19 protein-coding genes are annotated in these 18,779 nt (G+C 62.5%); 13 read left to right on the forward strand and 6 right to left on the reverse strand.

Annotated features, from left to right (window positions below; genetic code table 11):
• Positions 1–112: 112 nt before the first annotated feature.
• Together AC56DI_RS06965 and sfsA are read left to right on the forward strand one after the other, a co-directional pair.
• A complete protein-coding gene (locus AC56DI_RS06965; protein ID WP_496345499.1) occupies positions 113–1,294 on the forward strand; it encodes a pyridoxal phosphate-dependent aminotransferase in 1,182 nt (393 codons plus the stop codon).
• Complete coding sequence (gene sfsA, locus AC56DI_RS06970) at positions 1,284–1,991, forward strand: DNA/RNA nuclease SfsA (protein WP_496345500.1); 708 nt, start codon at positions 1,284–1,286, stop codon at positions 1,989–1,991. Before AC56DI_RS06965 ends, sfsA begins: the two co-directional genes overlap by 11 nt.
• Here the strand turns inward: sfsA and AC56DI_RS06975 are convergent.
• Positions 1,981–2,298, reverse strand: a complete 318-nt coding sequence (locus tag AC56DI_RS06975; RefSeq protein WP_496345501.1) for a Rieske (2Fe-2S) protein — start codon at positions 2,296–2,298, stop codon at positions 1,981–1,983. The genes sfsA and AC56DI_RS06975 overlap by 11 nt on opposite strands.
• 89 nt (positions 2,299–2,387) lie before the next feature.
• Positions 2,388–4,664, reverse strand: coding sequence for a TonB-dependent hemoglobin/transferrin/lactoferrin family receptor (locus AC56DI_RS06980; protein ID WP_496345502.1), 2,277 nt, complete (start codon positions 4,662–4,664; stop codon positions 2,388–2,390).
• Positions 4,665–4,845: 181 nt separating this feature from the next.
• On the opposite strand from AC56DI_RS06980, the gene AC56DI_RS06985 reads away from it, so the two are divergent.
• From AC56DI_RS06985 to AC56DI_RS07010, 6 genes are all read left to right on the forward strand, one after another.
• Positions 4,846–5,499 (forward strand): energy transducer TonB, encoded by a 654-nt coding sequence (locus AC56DI_RS06985; RefSeq protein WP_496345503.1) that lies wholly within the window; start codon positions 4,846–4,848, stop codon positions 5,497–5,499.
• A gap of 31 nt (positions 5,500–5,530) precedes the next feature.
• Positions 5,531–6,601: a hemin-degrading factor gene (locus AC56DI_RS06990; RefSeq protein ID WP_496345504.1), complete on the forward strand. Its 1,071-nt coding sequence runs from the start codon at positions 5,531–5,533 to the stop codon at positions 6,599–6,601.
• Between the two features lie 74 nt (positions 6,602–6,675).
• Positions 6,676–7,569, forward strand: coding sequence for a heme/hemin ABC transporter substrate-binding protein (locus AC56DI_RS06995; RefSeq protein WP_496345505.1), 894 nt, complete (start codon positions 6,676–6,678; stop codon positions 7,567–7,569).
• 50 nt (positions 7,570–7,619) lie between these two features.
• Positions 7,620–8,603: a FecCD family ABC transporter permease gene (locus AC56DI_RS07000; RefSeq protein WP_496345821.1), complete on the forward strand. Its 984-nt coding sequence runs from the start codon at positions 7,620–7,622 to the stop codon at positions 8,601–8,603.
• On the forward strand, positions 8,603–9,370 hold the full coding sequence (locus tag AC56DI_RS07005; RefSeq protein ID WP_496345506.1) for a heme ABC transporter ATP-binding protein: 768 nt from the start codon (positions 8,603–8,605) through the stop codon (positions 9,368–9,370). The genes AC56DI_RS07000 and AC56DI_RS07005 overlap by 1 nt, the downstream gene beginning before the upstream one ends.
• A gap of 9 nt (positions 9,371–9,379) precedes the next feature.
• Entirely contained in the window at positions 9,380–10,267 is an 888-nt protein-coding gene (locus tag AC56DI_RS07010; protein WP_496345507.1) for a ChaN family lipoprotein, read from the forward strand.
• Between the two features lie 217 nt (positions 10,268–10,484).
• Here AC56DI_RS07010 and AC56DI_RS07015 read toward each other — a convergent pair whose 3' ends face one another.
• Both AC56DI_RS07015 and AC56DI_RS07020 read right to left on the reverse strand, forming a co-directional pair.
• A complete protein-coding gene (locus AC56DI_RS07015; RefSeq protein WP_496345508.1) occupies positions 10,485–12,020 on the reverse strand; it encodes an AmpG family muropeptide MFS transporter in 1,536 nt (511 codons plus the stop codon).
• Positions 12,021–12,076: 56 nt separating this feature from the next.
• Positions 12,077–12,454: an MGMT family protein gene (locus AC56DI_RS07020; RefSeq protein ID WP_496345509.1), complete on the reverse strand. Its 378-nt coding sequence runs from the start codon at positions 12,452–12,454 to the stop codon at positions 12,077–12,079.
• Here AC56DI_RS07020 and AC56DI_RS07025 point away from each other — a divergent pair.
• Positions 12,453–13,451 (forward strand): DUF481 domain-containing protein, encoded by a 999-nt coding sequence (locus tag AC56DI_RS07025; RefSeq protein ID WP_496345510.1) that lies wholly within the window; start codon positions 12,453–12,455, stop codon positions 13,449–13,451. The genes AC56DI_RS07020 and AC56DI_RS07025 overlap by 2 nt on opposite strands.
• 117 nt (positions 13,452–13,568) lie before the next feature.
• Here AC56DI_RS07025 and AC56DI_RS07030 read toward each other — a convergent pair whose 3' ends face one another.
• A complete protein-coding gene (locus AC56DI_RS07030; RefSeq protein WP_422589224.1) occupies positions 13,569–14,327 on the reverse strand; it encodes an SDR family oxidoreductase in 759 nt (252 codons plus the stop codon).
• Between the two features lie 106 nt (positions 14,328–14,433).
• Here AC56DI_RS07030 and AC56DI_RS07035 point away from each other — a divergent pair, with 106 nt between their 5' ends.
• The 4 genes from AC56DI_RS07035 to groL all read left to right on the forward strand — a co-directional run bounded on the left by AC56DI_RS07035 (position 14,434) and on the right by groL (position 17,898).
• Complete coding sequence (locus AC56DI_RS07035; RefSeq protein WP_496345511.1) at positions 14,434–15,165, forward strand: HugZ family pyridoxamine 5'-phosphate oxidase; 732 nt, start codon at positions 14,434–14,436, stop codon at positions 15,163–15,165.
• A gap of 65 nt (positions 15,166–15,230) precedes the next feature.
• Positions 15,231–15,683, forward strand: a complete 453-nt coding sequence (locus AC56DI_RS07040; RefSeq protein ID WP_496345512.1) for an FxsA family protein — start codon at positions 15,231–15,233, stop codon at positions 15,681–15,683.
• 188 nt (positions 15,684–15,871) lie between these two features.
• Positions 15,872–16,165: a co-chaperone GroES gene (locus AC56DI_RS07045; protein WP_496345513.1), complete on the forward strand. Its 294-nt coding sequence runs from the start codon at positions 15,872–15,874 to the stop codon at positions 16,163–16,165.
• Positions 16,166–16,254: 89 nt separating this feature from the next.
• On the forward strand, positions 16,255–17,898 hold the full coding sequence (gene groL, locus AC56DI_RS07050) for a chaperonin GroEL (protein ID WP_496345514.1): 1,644 nt from the start codon (positions 16,255–16,257) through the stop codon (positions 17,896–17,898).
• Between the two features lie 86 nt (positions 17,899–17,984).
• Here the strand turns inward: groL and AC56DI_RS07055 are convergent, their stop codons facing one another.
• A complete protein-coding gene (locus tag AC56DI_RS07055) occupies positions 17,985–18,722 on the reverse strand; it encodes a phosphatase PAP2 family protein (RefSeq protein ID WP_496345515.1) in 738 nt (245 codons plus the stop codon).
• Between the last annotated feature and the right edge of the window lie 57 nt (positions 18,723–18,779).

An 18,779-nucleotide genomic window follows, 5' to 3' on the forward strand; every position in this document is an offset into this window, starting at 1 on the left:
GCGAACTTACCAGAACGCTACTGGCGGCGCTACTCCCGGTTGTCATGCGGACTACTGTCAGGTTCGGTGCGCGGGTAGAATTGCGCCTTTTATACCCCCGCAAGGAAGGCCCATGGCCCAGCCCTACAGTGCGCGCAGCCGCGCTATCGAACCTTTCCATGTTATGGCCCTTTTGGCCCGCGCCAACGAATTACAGGCGGACGGTCATGATGTGATCCATCTGGAGATCGGCGAGCCAGACTTCACCACCGCGGCCCCCATTGTCGCCGCCGGGCAGGCAGCCTTGGCCAATGGGCATACCCGTTACACCGCGGCGCGTGGTTTGCCGCAGCTGCGTGAAGCCATCAGTGGTTTTTATGCCCAGCGTTACGGCGTGAATATCGACCCGCAACGGATTCTGATTACCCCCGGCGGCTCAGGCGCGCTGTTGCTGGCCAGCAGCCTGTTGGTCGACCCCGGCAAGCACTGGCTGCTGGCGGACCCCGGTTACCCGTGCAATCGACACTTTCTGCGTTTGGTGGAAGGTGCGGCGCAGCTGGTGCCGGTTGGCCCTGAGGTGCGTTACCAGTTGAATGCCGATCTGGTTGAGCGCTACTGGGATCAGGACAGTGTCGGCGCCCTGGTGGCCTCGCCGGCTAACCCTACTGGCACCCTGCTCAGCCGCGATGAGCTGGCGGGCTTGTCGCGAGCCCTGCGTGAACGCGGTGGCCATCTGGTGGTGGACGAGATCTACCACGGCCTGACCTACGGCGTGGACGCGGCCAGCGTGCTGGAAGTGGACGACGACGCCTTTGTGCTCAACAGCTTCTCCAAGTATTTCGGCATGACCGGCTGGCGCTTGGGCTGGCTGGTAGCACCGGAGGCGGCGGTGCCGGAGCTGGAGAAACTGGCGCAGAACCTCTATATCAGCGCCTCGACCATCGCCCAGCACGCAGCACTGGCGTGTTTTGAACCGGCCACCCTGGCGATCCTCGAAGAGCGCCGGCATGAGTTCCAGCGTCGCCGCGACTTCCTGCTGCCGGCCCTGCGTGAACTGGGTTTCGGCATTGCCGTGGAGCCTGAGGGCGCCTTCTATTTATATGCCGACATCAGTGCCTTCGGCGGCGATGCCTTCGCCTTCTGCCGGCACTTCCTGGAAACCGAGCACGTGGCGTTCACGCCGGGCCTGGATTTCGGCCGCTACCAGGCCAGCCAGCATGTGCGCTTTGCCTACACCCAAAGCCTGCCGCGCCTGCAGCAGGCGGTTGAGCGAATTGCCCGCGGCCTGCAGAGCTGGCGCCCCGATGCAGTTTGATCCGCCGCTGGAGCAGGGGCGCTTGCGCAAACGCTACAAGCGCTTTCTCGCCGACATTGAAACCGCCAGCGGCGAGCTGTTGACCATCCATTGCCCGAATACCGGCTCGATGTTCAATTGCATGCAAGAGGGCGGGGTGGTCTGGTTTAGTCGCAGTAACGACCCCAAGCGCAAGCTGCCCGGCACTTGGGAGTTGAGCGAAACGCCGCAAGGGCGCTTGGCCTGCGTGAACACCGGGCGTGCCAACGGCCTGGTGGAAGAAGCGCTGCACGCCGGGGTGATCAGCGAACTGCACGGCTTTACTGCGCTGCGTCGGGAAGTGCCTTATGGCGAGGAGCGCAGCCGCATCGACTTTCGTTTGGACTACCCGAGCGGTCCGGCTTACGTGGAAGTCAAAAGTGTCACCCTGGGTTTTGCCGATTCTAGCGTGGCGGCCTTTCCCGATGCCGTGACCGAGCGTGGCGCCAAGCACCTGCGCGAGTTGGCTACTTTGGCGCGCAACGGCGTGCGCGCGGTGCAGCTGTATTGCGTCAATCTGTCGGGGATCGAGGCGGTGCGCCCCGCGGTGGAGATCGATCCGCGCTATGCCGCGGCGTTGCGCGAGGCGCAGGCGGCGGGAGTGGAGGTGCTGGCCTATGGCAGCGAAATCAGCCCGCAGGCGATTCGTCTTACCCGGCGTCTGGCGCTCAGTCTGTAATCCAGATGCCGTCGGCGTCTTCGCGGCAGTTCAGGGCTTTCAGTGACTGGCCACTGCAGGGGCCAGCCACGCATTCGCCGGACTCGATCAGAAACAGTGCGCCGTGGGTGGCGCATTGAATCAGGCTATTGCTGTGGTCGAGAAACTGGTCGGGCTGCCATTCCAACGGGATGCCACGGTGCGGGCAGCGGTTCTGGTAGGCATACACCTGACCTTCGCGGCGCACCACCAGCAGCTTCAGTTCGGCCAAGGCAAAGCCGCGGCTCTGGCCTTCGGTCAGCTCGTTGGGGGCGCATAGACGGATCATCGGGGTCTCCACAGTGGGGCGGCATTATCCGCTACTGCGTCGATGTGCCTGGAAAAGGGGGCGCGTCCGTGCGCCAGGGGGGGAAGGTATCAGATTTCCCAGATCAGATTGACCGCCGCGTAGCGTCCGGGCTGACTGTAGCGGCCGAGGCCGGCGCTGCTGGTGCTTAGCCCGCGCACATCACCCCACTGCCAGTACTGCTTGTCGGTAAGGTTGTACAGGCCGCCATTCACGCCGACTTCTTCGCTCAGTTGCCAGTAACCCAGCAGGTCGAGGGTGCCGTAGCCCGAGGGCTGATACTGGTTGGCTGTCAGGGTCTCATCGATGCGATCCTTGGCGGCCACCAGGGTCCAGGCCAGCTCACCGCCGTATTGGCTGTTGGGCGCGTCATAGGCCAGGCCCAGCACGCTCTTCAGCGGGTCGATGCTGTTCAGCGGCTGGCCGCTGTCTTCATCCTTGCCGCGGGCATAGGCAATGGCACCGCGCAATTTGCTGCCGGCGGGCAGGCCGAGGCTGTCGAGGAACACTTCGCCACGGGCCTCGGCACCGCGAATGGTCACGCGGTCGAGGTTCTGCGCTTGAAAGGTCAGGCGGCCGTTGCCGGTGGGATCGTCGGCCAGGGTGACCTGCTCGATAAAGTCATCGTACTGGTTGTAGAACAGCGCCAGTCCCCAGTTGCCTGCGGCGTATTGGCCGCGCAGGCCGGTTTCGAAGATGTTGCTGGTTTCCGGCTTGAGGCGGGTGTTGGCGATGGTTTGATAGTTGCTCTGCACGTTGACGAATTCACCGAAGATGTCGATCGCTTCTGGCGCGCGGAAACCGGCGGCGTACTGGCCGTAAACGCTGTGGGCATCATCCAGCTGGTAGGTGGCGGCCAGCTTGGGTGACAGGTGGCTGTCGCTGAAGCTGTCGGGGTCGCGCTCCAATGGGTTGCCCTTGAGGTATTCGGCGGTGGCATCCGGCTTGAGCTGGTAGTAGTCGTAGCGCAGGCCGGCGAGCAGGTTCCAGCGACCGATGTCGAGGCTGTCCTGGACGAACAGGGCATATTCGTTGCTGCTCGGGTCGGGGAAGTCGCTGAGTGGGAAGGGCTCCGGATTGGTGTACGGCAGGCCGGTGACCGTGTTGATTTCGCGGCCCTTGCGCAGGTCACTGCTGTCGCTGCGCTTGAGGTCGACGCCGTAAGTCAGCAGGTGCTCGCTGTCACCCAGGCTGAAGCCTTTTTTCAACTGGCTGGTGAGGCTCCATACATCTTCTTCATACACCGAGTCGCGGCTGCGTTGGCGCAGTGCTGCGCTGGTCGGTGGCGTGCTGCTGGCGCCCATGCCGACCCAGCTGTAGCGCTGTTGGTCGGTGCGCTGGCGGGTCTGGCTGGTCTGGTAGTTGAGCTGCCAGTTGACCTGATCGGCCAGCAGGCTGCCCAGCTGGAAGCTGTGTTCCAGACCGATGCGTTCGCGGTCGCTGCTGTCGCGGGCGTCGCTGCTACGGACCAGGGTGTTACTGAACATTGGTCCGCCGATTGGGATGTTACTGGCCTTGTCGTATTCGCTGCGCACCTGGGTATCGGCGTCGTCGGCAAAGCGTTCGTAGACCAGCTGCAGGCGGTCGCCTTCGGCGTAGTCCCAGCCGAGCTTGGCCAGCAGGTTGTCGGTGGTGAAGTCCACCGGGTTGGCGTCCTGGCGAGCATCGCCGTTGCCGCCGGTGCCGCCAAAGCTATCAATGGCCTGGCCACTGCGCCGGCTGACGTGCAGCAGGGCGTCGAACTGATCCTGGCGGCCGGCCAGGGTAGCGCTGCGTTGCCAGCTGTCGTCGCTGCCGTCGTAGCCGGTTTTCAGCCGCGCGAAGCTGTCGTCGCCAGGTTCCAGATAGTCGCCGGCGTCCTTGGTAATAAAACTTACTGCGCCGCCGATGGCGTCACTGCCGTACAGGGTGCTGGCCGGGCCGCGGATGATCTCGACCTGCTTCACCGTGTCCAGGTCGATGTAGTTGCGCTGGGCGCTGAGGAATGGGCCGAAGGTAAAGGAATCGGGTACGCCAACACCGTCGATCTGGGTCAGCACACGATTGCCACCGATGCCGCGGATGCTGAAGCCGGACAAACCGAAACGGCTGCCGCTGCCGCCTACTGAAACGCCGGGTTCATAGCGGATCAGGTCCTTGCTGTTCTTGATCTGCTGCTGATCGATTTGCCGCGCGTCCACCACGCTGACCGTGCTCGGCACGCTGCCGATGCTTTGTTCGTTGCGGGTGGCGGTCACGGTGACCGTGTCGAACTGGGTGGGGTTCTTCTCGGCGGCCAGGGCCAGGGCGGGCGACAGCATGAGCAGGGCCAGCAGCGGACGTTGGCGGAACGGGGGACGCAAGGGCATGACAAAACTCCTGAGAACGTGGGCAAGGCCATCGACTGGCGACCTGCGGTCCTGGGCTTTGCGCCTCTGTGCCGGTTGCCGTGCGGTCGTCGTGGATGGGCGGCGCCGACCTTAAACGAGATTGACACTCAAATGCAAATGAGTATCAAATAGATTAACTCGTTTTAAGTGTGGAGGGCTCATGCTGCGTTTTTCCTGCTTTTGCCTGCTCTCTCTGGCGTTGCACCTGGCTTGCGGCCAACTGCTGGCCCAGTCGCTGGGCGGTGCGTCACGGCCGCTGGCCGCGGCGCCTGTCGCTGCGCTTAGCGTGCAATTGTTGCCGTGGGAGCCCATGGCGGCTATGGCCGAAGCCCGTGTTACGCCGCCGCAGCCCGCAGTGCGTCCGGCCGTAAAGGCCGTCGTGCAGCGGCCGCCGGCGCCGCGCGCCGCGCCAGTCAAGCGCTCGGCGGTTAGCCCGTCCGCGGTGACTAAGGCTGCAGCGCCAACTAAGCCGTCTAGCGCAGCGTCCACATCTGTCGCCCCACCGGCTGCGGCCACGCTGCGCGAGGTCTTCAGCAGCCAGCCGCAGTTCGCCCAGGCGCCACCGGCACCGGTTTACCCAAGCCAGGCGCGGCGGCGCAATCAGCAGGGTGTGGTGTTGGTCGAGGTGCGCCTGGGCGCCCGCGGTGAGCAGCGCGAACGACGGCTGCTGCGCTCTTCCGGGGTCTCCAGTCTCGATCAGGCGGCCCTCAGTGCAGTGGCTGGTTGGCAGTTTCGCGCCGAGGTGCGCGATGGCCAGGCGGTGCCTAGCCGGGTGCAGATCCCCATTCAATTCACGCTCGCGGCCAGTCGCTAGACGGCCGTTTCATTTATCAGGAGTTCTACCCATGCAGGCACACGCCCCACGTATTTCGCCCCACAACGACCTTTATCTGGCCTGGCAGGTGTTGCGCCGCGAGCAGCCGGGCCTGCGCGCTCGCGATGCCGCCGAGCAACTGGCAGTCAGTGAGGCCGAGCTGACTGCCAGCCGCCTGCAGACCGATGCGCTGCGTTTGCGGCCGGAGTGGGCGACCTTGCTGCCGGCCTTGGGCGAGTTGGGCTACATCATGGCGCTGACGCGCAATCAGCACTGCGTGCACGAGCGCAAGGGTTACTACCGCGACGTTACGGTGATGGCCAGTGGGCAGATGGGCCTGGTGGTGTCGGCCGATATCGACCTGCGTCTGTTTCTCGGTGGCTGGGCCAGTGTGTTTGCCATCGAGGAGCAAGCCAGCCGTGGCACCCAGCGCAGCATCCAGGTCTTTGATCGTCAGGGCACCGCGGTGCACAAGGTGTTTCTCACTGCCGAGAGTCAGCTTTCGGCCTGGGAGCCCCTGCTGGAGCGTTTTCGTGCCGCAGAGCAAAGCCCGGAATTAGGCTTGCAGGCGCCGGTGGCAGCACCACCGGTCAAGGCTGACAGTGATATCGACCTGGTCGGTCTGCGCTCGGGGTGGGCGGCGTTGCAGGACACTCACCACTTCTTTGCCCTGCTGCAAAAGCACGGTGTGCGCCGCACCCAGGCGCTGCGTCTGGCCGGCGAGGAGTGGGCCGAGGCTCTGGCGCCCAGCGAGTTGCCCAAGATGCTGGAGGCGGCGGCCGCGACGGAGGTGCCGATCATGGTCTTTGTCGGCAATCAGCACTGCATTCAGATCCACAGTGGTCCGGTGCGCAACCTGCGCTGGCTGGACAGTTGGTTCAACGTGATGGACGCCGAATTCAATCTGCATCTGCAGTCCTCGGCGGTGCGTCAGCTCTGGCGGGTGCGCAAGCCCAGCACCGATGGGGTGATCACCAGCCTGGAAGCCTTCGATGCCGACGGCGAGCTGATTTTGCAGCTGTTTGGCGTGCGCAAGCCGGGCGTGGCTGAGCGCGAAGACTGGCGTGCCTTGGCCCACAGCGCCGCGTCGCTGCCGCGCTAAATCTCTGCGCCACGCCGGGCGACTGAGCCTCTGGGTCGTCCGGCGGGTTAACCCTCCGTTGGAGTTTGTCGACGATGAATACGTTGCGTGCCGCCCTGGGCGGCTTTTTATTGCTGATTAATAGCGCTGGCGTGCTGGCGACTGAGCCGGAGCCTGGGCGTTGGGTCAGTGCCGGGGGCGCCTTGACTGAGTGGCTGGTGCTGTTGGGCGGCGAGTCGCGACTGGTCGGTGTCGATAGCACCAGTCAGCATCCCGCGTCGCTCAAGGCGTTGCCGGGTATCGGCTATCAGCGTCAGTTGGCCGCCGAAGGCATTCTCGCCCTGCGCCCACAGCTGTTGCTGGGCACCGAGGAAATGGGGCCGCCGTTGATTCTTGAACAACTGCAGGCGGCCGGTGTGCAGGTTGAGGTGTTGTCCGCACAGCCGCAGCTGCCGGCCTTGCAGGCCAACCTGCAGCGCCTGGGACAATTGCTCGGTGCCGAGCAGCAGGCGCAGCAGCACTGGATGCGGTTCAGCCAGCGCCTGCAGCAGCAGGCGCAGTGGATCGCCCAGGCGCAACGCCAGCAAGCGGCGCCGGGTGTAGTGCTGTTGCTCGGCCATGCGGGCAGCAGCCCGATGGCTGCGGGGCAGGCGACCTCGGCACAATGGCTAATCGAGCGTGCGGGTGGACGCAACCTCGCCACCCATCAAGGCTACAAGGCGCTGTCCAACGAGGCGTTGCTGGCCCTGGACCCGCAATGGGTGATCGTCGCTGACCGCAGCCTCGGCGGCGCGGAGGCCATTGCCGCGCTGTTGGCGCACAATCCGGCCTTGGCGGCCACCCAGGCCGGTCGCCAGCAGCGCCTGCTGTGGCTGGATCCGACCCTGTTGGTGGGTGGTTTAGGGCCGCGTCTGCCGGACGGGCTGGCCGTACTGTCGGCCGCCTTATATCCTGCGGCGCAACCGCTGACCGCCCAAGGACCGCAATGAAACCGACCGTAAGTGCCCGTGTGCTACTTGGCGCGCTGAGCCTGCTACTGCTGCTGGCCTTCTGGCTGGCCCTGGCCCTGGGACCGGTGAGCTTGCCCTTGCTGGATACCCTGCAGGCGCTATGGCAACTGAGCGGCTTGCCGGCGCCAGGCGGCGAGGTGGCCCAGGCTGAGCTGATCGTCGGGCAGATCCGTTTGCCGCGGGCGCTGCTGGGGCTGTGTGTGGGCGCCGTGCTGGCTTTGTCTGGTGTGGCCATGCAGGGGCTGTTTCGCAATCCGCTGGCCGATCCCGGGCTGATCGGTGTGTCCAGCGGCGCTGCCCTGGGGGCGGCGGTGGCGATTGTCGGTGGGGCGGTCTTCGGCGGTTTGCCCAGCGCGCTGGCGCCTTATCTGTTGTCGGCCTGTGCCTTTGCCGGTGGCCTTGGGGTGACCGCGTTGGTTTATCGCCTGGGTCGGCGTGATGGCCAGACCAGTGTTGCCACCATGCTGCTGGCGGGCATTGCCCTCACGGCCCTGGCGGGAGCGGCGATCGGTTTGTTCACCTACCTGGCCGATGACGCCACCCTGCGCACCCTGACGTTCTGGAACCTCGGTAGCCTGAACGGCGCCAGTTATGCGCGGCTGTGGCCGCTGCTGCTGGTCACCGCGGCGGTAGCGTTATGGTTGCCGCGCCGCGCGCGGGCCTTGAATGCCTTGTTGCTGGGTGAATCGGAGGCTCGCCATCTGGGTTTTGCGGTCGAGCGCCTGAAACGTGAGCTGGTGTTCTGCACTGCGTTGGGCGTTGGGGCTGCAGTGGCGGCGGCGGGGATGATCGGTTTTATCGGCCTGGTGGTGCCCCATCTGATGCGCCTGTTGGTGGGCCCTGATCATCGTCTGCTGTTGCCGGCCTCGGCCTTGGCGGGCGCCAGCCTGCTGTTGCTGGCGGATTTACTCGCGCGGCTGCTGCTGGCGCCGGCTGAGCTGCCGATCGGTATCGTCACTGCCCTGTTGGGGGCGCCATTCTTTATCTACCTATTGTTGCGGGGACGAAGCTGATGCTGCGCGCGGACAATCTCAGTGTGCGTCGTGGCCCCTGTACGGTACTCGCCGGCATCGACCTGCAGTTGCACGACGGTGAAGTGCTCGGCGTACTCGGCCCCAATGGCGCCGGCAAAAGTACCCTGTTGGCTGCTTTGAGTGGCGATCTGCCGGCTGCGCAGGGGCAGGTCAGCCTTGATCAGCGGCCTCTGGCAGACTGGTCGGGGCCTGCTAGGGCACAGCGTTTGGCGGTGTTACCGCAAAGCTCCAGCCTGGAGTTCGCCTTCAGTGTCGAACAGGTGGTCGGCATGGGGCGTTTGCCCCATAGCAGCGGTCAGCAGGAGGATCTGCGTATCGTCGCCGCCGCCTTGCAGGCCGCCGATGCCCAGCACCTGAGTGGGCGCAATTACTTGGCGCTGTCCGGGGGAGAGCGCCAGCGCGTGCACCTGGCGCGGGTGCTGGCGCAGGTATGGCCGGGCGGTGCAGGGCAGATTCTGCTGCTGGATGAGCCGACTTCGATGCTCGATCCCTTGCATCAGCACACCATCTTGCAGGCCGTGCGCGATTTTGCCGGACGTGGTGCGGCGGTGCTGGTGATCCTCCATGACCTCAACCTGGCGGCGCGTTACTGCGACCGTGTGTTGCTATTGCAGGAGGGGCGGCCTTACGTACTCGGCACTCCTGTTGAGGTCCTTGCGCCGGCGCCACTGAGGGCGGTGTTTGGCCTCGACGTGCTGGTGCAGACCCACCCCGAGCGGGATCATCCGTTGATCATCATTCGTTAAGGACTTTTTATGCGTGTTCTCTTGTGGGCCGCGTTGGCCCTGCTGACGGCGTGCCAAAGTGTTATGCCGTTGCCGCCATTACCCGCTTGGCAAGGCCGTGAGGGGTTGCAGCATGCCGACCTCGGGCTGATTCGAGACCTGCGCAGCGGCGCGACGCTGACCCCTGCGCAGTTGGTCGAACAGTTGGCTGATGTACCGCGGGTGCTGATCGGCGAGCAGCATGACAATGCCGATCAACATGCACTGCAGCTCTGGCTGCTCAAGGCGCTGCAGCAACAGCGCGAGTCGGGCAGTTTGCTGCTGGAAATGCTCAACCCCGATCAGCAGACCAAGGTCGACGCCACCCAGGCCGCCAGCCGTGCGCGGAAGATGCCGGTGGATTTGCCCGCTGCTCTGGCTTGGCAGGCAGGCTGGGACTGGGCGCTGTATGGGCCGATCATCCGTTACGGCTTATTGCAGCCGGCGCCACTGCTGGCGGCCAATCTGGATCGGGACGAAATTATGACCATCTACCGCACGCAGCCGCGTTTGCCGGCCGGGCAGGCGACCCAGGACTCTGTGCAGGCTGCGTTGCTGGCGCAGATTGAAGCCTCCCACTGCGGCCTGCTGCCGGCGGCGCAACTGCCGGCCATGTTGGCGGTGCAACAGCAGCGTGACCGGCGTATGGCCGAGCGTTTGCTGGCCGCGCCTACTCCGGCAGTGTTATTGGCTGGGGCTTTTCATGTGCGGCGTGACCTGGGCGTGCCTTTACACCTGCAGGATCTGGCTGCGCCGGGTGGCACTGAGCGGGTATTGATCCTCGCCGAAGTGGGCCAGACAGTGAGTGCTGAGCGCGCCGACTTCGTCTGGTATACCCCGGCCTTGCCCGGGCAGGATCACTGCGCGAGCATGCGCTAGGCAGGCTCTTGAAAAACTACCTCGGCTTTGGCTTCCTGCGTCGCCCTACCTCCTGCATCCCTGCAGTCGTGCGTTGCCATTCCGGCGTTAAAAGCAGGCTAAAAATGCTCATTTACAGCGCGTAAACTCCGCTTTTTAGCCTGCTTTGACCAGCCGTAGGCTGTTACTAACGTAGCGCCTTGCACTGGCTGCCTCGCCAACGTTTTTCAATGGCCTGCTAGTCGTTAGCTTGCTCCAGACGGTTCTGCTTGCGCCACTGCAGCAGAATCAGCAGCAGGGTGGGGATGCCGAGGAGGGCGGTGAACAGGAAGAACTGGGCATAGCCGAGGTTCTCCACCAGGGTGCCTGAATAGCCGCCAATCAGGCGCGGCAGCAGCATCATGATCGAGCTGAGCAGGGCGTACTGGGTGGCCGAGAACTTCAGGTTGGTCAGGCTCGACAGGTAGGCAACGAAGGCCGCGGTGGCCAGGCCTGAGCTGAAGTTATCGCAGGAGATGGTCAGGATCAGCATCTGCAGGTGCGCGCCCATGTCCGCCAGCAGCAGGAACAGCAGGTTGGTGGCTGCCGAAGTCACACCGCCGATAAACAGGATCGGCATGATGCCGAAGCGTACGATCAGCAAGCCGCCGAGGCCGGCCCCGAGCAGGGTCATGACCAGGCCGAAGAGCTTGCTGACGCTGGCGATCTGTTCCTTGGTAAAGCCCTGGTCGATGTAGAAAACGTTGGCCATCACGCCCATGACCGTATCCGACATGCGATAGGTGGCCACCAACCCGAGCAGCAGGAAGGCCTGCCAGCGGTAGCGCTGGATAAAGTCGCTGATCGGCGTCAGCACCGGTTGCAGACCGCGGCGCCCAGCAGCCGACAGGCACAGGGCAGTCAGCACGATATAGAGGATGGCGCGCAGGAAGGCGCGATCGTCGGTCAGCAGGTCCAACAGGCTTTCGCCCTTGACCAGCACGCGGTGAAATTCGGTGTGGTAGAGCTGGGTGAACATCGCCGGGATGGAAATCAGCAAGACGATCAGTACCACCACCGAAATCAACTGATGATTGAGGCCAAAGCGTTCGGCAGCCTGTTGGGTGCGCATGGGGAGCGGTGATTCGCGCATCCACAGGGTGGTAATCAACCCTGGCAGCATCAGCATGGCAAACAGCATATAAGTGCTGGCCCAGGCGCCGTGCTGGTAGCCCAGGCTCGGGGTGCCAAACCAGTCGGCAAAATACAGCGCACCGGCGGTGGCCAGCAGGGCGGCAACCCGGTAGCCGGCCATGTAGCTGGCAGCCAGGGCGGCTTGGTGGGTGTCGTCGGCAATTTCCAGGCGGTAGGCGTCCACCGCGATGTCTTGGGTGGCCGAGGCAAATGCGACGACGACGGCAATGGCGATCAACCAGTGCAAATGTTGCTGCGGGTCGCAGAAGGCCATGCCGATCAGGCCGAGGGCGATCAGGCCCTGGGACAGCACCAGCCAGGAGCGGCGTCGGCCCAGGCGGCCGAGCAGCGGTAGGCGCCATTGGTCGAGCAGCGGCGACCAGACCCATTTGAACGCATAGGCGAGGCCGATCAGGCTGGCGTAGCCGATGGTCTGGTGCGACACACCGGCTTCGCGCAGCCACACCGAGAGGGTGGAAAACACCAGCATATAGGGCAGGCCGGCGGCAAAACCGAGCAGCAGCAGGGCCAATGAGGCGGGGGTGGCGTAGGCGGCCAAGGCGGCGCGCCAGCTTTTACGCGGCTGGGTGTTACGGGGCATGGGCTGGAGACTGCCTGGGGATGAACGACAAAGGGCGCACTCTAACCGCTGTGCTCCTACGGGCGCCAGCCATGGATGCGCAGATTGACCCGATCGTTAGTCAGGTCAATGCCTTCAGCGTGCAGGCGTGCGCGTTGTTCGGCCCCGGCCGGAGTGTTGGCTGGCAGGCTTAAGTGGCCGCTGGCAGCGATCACCCGGTGCCAGGGCAGGCCCGAATCGGCTGGCAGTTGGCTGAGGGTGCGGCCCACCCAGCGCGCCGCCCGACCGAGGCCGGCTAGAGCGGCCAGTTGGCCATAGCTGACCAGGCAGCCGGCAGGCACGTGCGCCAGCGTCAGGTACAGCGCTTCCCGTCGGGCAGCCAGACTTGCCGGCGGCGCTGCAGGGCAGGCATGCTGCTGGGCTTTTTGGCCTTGGATGGACGTGGAATTGATCATGGTGTGGCGGGCTCTGGGTGCATGTTTACTGTTTGGGCTGGCGTTGCCGGTGTGGGCCGATACCGTCTGGCTGAACAATGGCGACCGCCTGACCGGGCAGATCGTGCTGCTGGACGGCGGCAAGCTGGCGCTGAAAACCAAGTATGCCGGCCGCGTGTTGATCGACTGGAAGGATATCGACACCTTGCGCTCCGACCAACCGCTGCTGGTCAAACGCTCGGGTTTTACCGGGCAGCGCAGCCAGCACCTAGAAGCCGCCGGCAAGGGCATGGTGCGCGTGGTGAATGGCAAGGCGCAGACCGTGCCGCTGGCCGATATCAAACAACTGGTGCCGCCGCGGCCGCTGATTCAGGACTTTGTCTGGGAAGGCAATCTCGACACCAAGCTGGACATGGAGCGCAACGAAAACGAAACCGACGAGTTCAAACTCAAAGGTGACAGCCGGATCAGTCACGGTCGTTGGCGTCATGTCCTCAAGGGTGAGTATGAGCACGAGACCAAAAACGGCCAGAAGGTTGATAACAACTGGGAGCTGGAATATGACCTCGACCGCTTTATCACTCAGCAGTGGTTTATCCGTAGCAGCGTCTACGAACAGCACGATGAGTTCGAGAACATCAACCGACAGACCTCCTATGGTATAGGGCCCGGTTATCGCTTTTGGGATGATGAATTGGGGCGTTTCGAACTGATCAGTCAGTACGAGCGCTTCCAGTTGCGGGGCAATGGCCAAAACACCCAGTTTGATGCCTATGGCCTGGAATGGGATTACAAGCGCTTGCTGTCGGGCACTCGTCTTGAATTGTTCAGCACCGCGCAGATGGCCATGCCGCTGATTGATCAGATTGATTATGTGTTCGAGGGCGAAGCGGGCGTGCGTTACCGGGTCAACGAATGGGCGCGGGTGTCTTTACTGTACGAACTTAACCAGTTGCGCGGCCTTGGCCAAACCACTTCCGAGCGCCAGTACATGCTGGGGTTGGGGGTCGGCTGGTAAGTCGCAGGGCTAAAAAGCTCAGCAGTGCGTAATGCTGATCGGGCTACAAAAAATGCCGTTCACTTGGCTTAAGTGAACGGCATTGCCGCACTGCAGGGCTTTTTTGCAGCGTGCCGGTTACAGACGCAGGCCGCCGTCCAGCTCCAGGATGCGACCGGTGTAGTAGTCGTTTTCCAGGATATAGGCCACCGAGTGAGCGATCTCGGCAGGTTTGCCCATGCGCTTGAGCGGGATGCCAGAGCACATGCGCTCCAGGGCGTCGGGCTTCATGCTGGCGACCATTTCGGTTTCGATAAAGCCCGGTGCAACGCCGGCAACACGGATGCCGTAACGCGCCAGCTCTTTGGCCCAGACCACGGTATCGGCGGCAACCCCGGCCTTGGCGGCGGAGTAGTTGGCCTGGCCGATGTTGCCGGCACGGGAAATCGAGGAGATGTTGATGATGGCGCCCTGGTTTTCCAGTTCAATCATCTTCGCCGCCACTTCACGGGTACAGAGGAATACGCCAGTCAGGTTGACGTCGATCACCGACTGCCACTGGGCCAGGCTCATCTTGGTCATCTCGCCGTCCTTGACCTTGATGGTCAGGCCGTCGCGCAGGATGCCAGCGTTGTTGACCAGGCCATTGATGGCGCCGAAATCTTCAGCCACCTGTGCGACCATATGGGTCACTTGCTCTTCATTGGCGACGTTGCACAGGTAAGAACGGGCTTCAGTGCCGGCGGCTTTGCAGGCGGCCACGGCTTCATCGAGTTTTTCCTGGTTGAGGTCGACCAGCGCCAGTTTGGCGCCCTTGGCCGCCAGGTATTCGGCCATGGCACGACCCAGACCCTGGCAGCCGCCAGTGATGATGATGACCTTGTCTTGCAGTTGCATGGGTTGATCCCCTCAAAGGTGGTTCGATATTGCCCCGTAGGCACCGCAGAACCAAAGTTCCAAGAGCCTGTCCGTTTATGACGAATTCTGTACGAGGAGTCACAAGTTGAGCGTAAAGGCGATTAAGCATGCCCGAGAATTGCTGCTCAAGGAATACCACGGGGTACTTTCCACCCATTCCAAGGCCATGCCGGGCTTTCCCTTTGGTTCCGTGGTGCCTTACTGCCTGGATGCTCAAGGGCGGCCATTGCTGCTGATTAGCCGGATTGCCCAGCACACCCACAATCTGCAGATGCAGGCCAAGTGTTCGCTGCTGGTCGGCGAGCGCGGTGCCCATGACGTCCAGGCGGCGGGCCGCTTGACCCTGCTGGCCGAAGCGCGGCAATTGCAGGATGACGCGGAAATCGACGCGGCGGCCGCGCGCTATTACCGTTATTTCCCGGCGTCGCAGGATTATCACCGGGTGCACGACTTCGATTTCTGGTGCCTGCAGCCGGTGCGCTGGCGTTACATCGGCGGCTTTGGCGCGATCCACTGGCTTGATCAGGTGGCGTTGGCCAATCCCTTTGCCGGTGCGTTGGAGCAGGGCATGCTTGAGCATATGAATGCAGACCATGCCGTGGCCATCGCTCATTACGTGGCCCTCAATGGCTTGCCGAGCGAGGTGCCAGCGCAACTGGTAGGCCTCGACAGTGAAGGTATGCACTTGCGCATTGGCCAGAGTCTGCATTGGCTGGCGTTGCCAACATCCTGTAACACCCCGGCAGAAGTGCGCCAGGCCTTGGTGCTGCTGGCCCGCGCCGAGCGTTGGCCGACCGCTGGCGAGGTTGACGCTTGAATTAAGCTAAGTGGCCCCTTATCTCTAAGGAGTCGGAAGTCATTCTTCCTTTGAAGGAATCGTTGATGCGCGCTTTTCTGTTTTTATTTCTGTTGTTTCCGCTGATCGAATTGGCGGTACTGATTCAGGTGGGCAGCGCCATTGGCGTGCTGCCGACCTTGTTCCTAGTGATTGCCACCGCTGTGCTCGGCAGTGTGCTGCTGCGGGTGGCGGGTATTGCCACGGCGTGGCGCGCTCGGGAAAAACTGGCCCGTGGTGAGTTGCCCGAGCAGGAAGTGCTGGAAGGCTTGCTGATTGCCGTGGGTGGCGGCCTGTTGTTGCTGCCGGGGTTTATCAGTGATGTGTTCGGTGTGTTGTGCCTGATCCCGTTCACCCGCCGCTTGCTGGTGGGCAAGGTGCGGCGGCGCGTGGCCGAGCAGGCGCTACGCCAGCGTGCCTTTGCCGATGACCTGCAGGCACGCTCGGGGCCGACTCGGCCGAACGTGATTGAAGGCGAGTTCGAGCACCGCGATTCGTAAAAAAACCGCATTTACCCTTGAAATATCGCGCGGCGACCTCATGTAGCTTGCAGCGCGAGGGGCTTGTGCTCTTCGACCGTGAATTTCTGCGGTTCGCCTGGCGAATCGCAACCGGCTTGTCCGGCTTTGTTAACCCGTCGGTGACAGCACCGGCTGAATAAAAACTACCTCTTGGGAGAGAATCGACAATGAAGCTTCGTCCTCTGCATGACCGCGTTGTTATCCGTCGTAGCGAAGAAGAATCGAAAACCGCTGGCGGTATCGTGCTGCCAGGTTCGGCTGCTGAAAAGCCAAACCGTGGCGAGATTCTGGCTGTTGGTGCCGGCAAAGTGCTGGACAACGGTGAAGTGCGCGCTCCGGCCGTGAAGGTGGGTGACAAGGTTGTGTTTGGCCCGTACTCCGGCAGCAACACCATCAAAGTTGACGGTGAAGATCTGCTGGTGATGAGCGAAAGCGAAATCCTGGCCGTAGTTGAAGACTAATTAGCCGCCGCTGCGTTTTCGCAGCGATTGCACCGGCGCAACCGGCGCCACGAATTCTGTTCTACGAAACGAATTGAGGAATACCGATCATGGCTGCAAAAGAAGTTAAATTTGGCGACTCCGCCCGCAAGAAAATGCTGGCTGGCGTAAACGTCCTGGCTGACGCGGTAAAAGCGACCTTGGGCCCAAAAGGCCGTAACGTGATCATCGAGAAGAGCTACGGCGCTCCGACCATCACCAAGGACGGCGTTTCCGTTGCCAAAGAAATCGAGCTGAAAGATCGCTTCGAAAACATGGGCGCCCAGTTGGTTAAAGACGTGGCTTCCCGTGCCAACGACGACGCTGGCGACGGCACCACCACCGCCACCGTTCTGGCTCAGTCGATCGTCAACGAAGGCCTGAAAGCCGTCGCTGCCGGCATGAACCCGATGGACCTGAAGCGCGGCATCGACAAGGCGACCATCGCCATCGTTGCTGAGTTGAAGAAGCAGGCCAAGCCTTGCGCTGACACCAAGGCAATTGCCCAGGTTGGCACCATCTCGGCCAACTCCGACAGCTCCATCGGCGACATCATTGCCGAAGCCATGGAAAAAGTCGGCAAAGAAGGCGTGATCACCGTTGAAGAAGGCTCGGGCCTGGAAAACGAACTGTCGGTTGTTGAAGGCATGCAGTTCGACCGTGGTTACCTGTCCCCGTATTTCATCAACAAGCCAGACACCATGGTTGCCGAGCTCGACGGCCCGCTGATCCTGCTGGTTGACAAGAAAATCTCCAACATCCGCGAACTGCTGCCAGTTCTGGAAGCGGTGGCTAAATCCGGCCGTCCGCTGCTGATCGTGGCTGAAGACGTTGAAGGCGAAGCCCTGGCAACGCTGGTTGTGAACAACATGCGTGGCATCGTTAAAGTCGCTGCTGTTAAAGCACCGGGCTTCGGCGACCGTCGCAAGGCCATGCTGCAGGACATCGCTGTTCTGACTGGCGGTACCGTTATCTCCGAAGAGATCGGTCTGAGCCTGGAAAGCGCTACCCTGGAGCACCTGGGCAACGCCAAGCGCGTGATCCTCAGCAAAGAAAACACCACCATCATCGACGGTGCCGGCGTTCAGGCTGATATCGAAGCCCGCGTTCTGCAGATCCGTAAGCAGATCGAAGACACTTCGTCCGACTACGACAAAGAGAAGCTGCAAGAGCGTCTGGCCAAACTGGCTGGCGGTGTTGCCGTGATCAAGGTTGGCGCCGGTTCCGAAGTGGAAATGAAAGAGAAGAAAGCCCGCGTTGAAGACGCCCTGCACGCCACCCGTGCAGCCGTTGAAGAAGGCGTGGTACCTGGCGGCGGCGTGGCACTGGTGCGTGCCCTGCAGGCCATCAGCGAACTGAAAGGCGACAACGCTGACCAGAACGTGGGTATCACGCTGCTGCGTCGTGCGGTTGAAGCGCCGCTGCGTCAGATCGTTGCCAACTGCGGTGACGAGCCAAGCGTAGTGGTCGACAAGGTTAAGCAGGGTTCGGGTAACTACGGTTACAACGCTGCCACCGGCGAGTACGGCGACATGATCGAAATGGGTATCCTCGACCCGGCTAAAGTGACCCGTTCTGCTCTGCAGGCCGCGGCCTCGATCGCCAGCTTGATGATCACCACCGAAGCGATGATTGCTGAAATTGCTGACGACAAACCAGCCGCTGGCGGTATGCCAGACATGGGTGGTATGGGTGGCATGGGCGGGATGATGTAATTCATCCAGGCCAGCTGACCTGAAAAAAAGCCCCGGCCTAGGCTGGGGCTTTTTTATGTCTGGAATTATCTGTTTGAAGGGGGCTCTTAGTTGTCTCGAACAGTCTGTGGTGCCAGTTGCTCAAGGCTTTTCGGCCGGGGGTGATAGAGCAGCAGGTGATAAAAGCCCAGGGCAATCATCCAGTCGAACAAGGCAGTCCAGAGGTTGTGCGAGAGAAAATGCGCACCCTGCATAACGCGGCCAATGGAGAGCAGGCTGCCTAATGCCAGGGCAAAAATCAGCGCCGCCTTGGCCTGGCGTGGTCGCCGATCACGCAGGACAAAATACAGGGCAAAGAAGATGAAGCCGCTGCTGGCGTGCCCGCCGGGCCAGCACTTGCCTGGGTGTTCGGTGGGTGCGCGGGCGCTCAGCAATGGGGTGAAGATTTCACTGCCGCCGAACTCTGCCAGATCCCAGGGGCAGTGCACGCCGGTCACCACTTTGAGTGGTGTGACGACGCTGGATGAGAGGCTAATAGACAGCACCAGGTAGCCCAACGGTAGGCGCAGCCAACGCCAGGGCCGATAGACGAAGCTGGTAATCAGCCCCGCCAGTGCCAGCAAGCCCAGCACTATGACGACCTGTTTGGCGCGGTCATGCAGGATATTTTCCAGCCAGTAACTGTGCTTGCCGGCAAAGCCCACCCCAGGAGTGTAGAAATACTGGGTGATGGCGAAATCAATACCGGTGGTTGGTACTACAAGCAACAGCACCATCATCAGCAACGGCAAGCCTAGGCATAACCAGGGGTTCAGTGGGTGTGAGTGGGCGGTAGAAAAGGGCATGCCGTGTTCCGCTAGGTTGAAGGTGCAGGTTGTTGCGATTGACGAGGCGACGAGTTT

The organism is Pseudomonas sp. BGA-UO-ETr-WB11 (assembly GCF_059567785.1).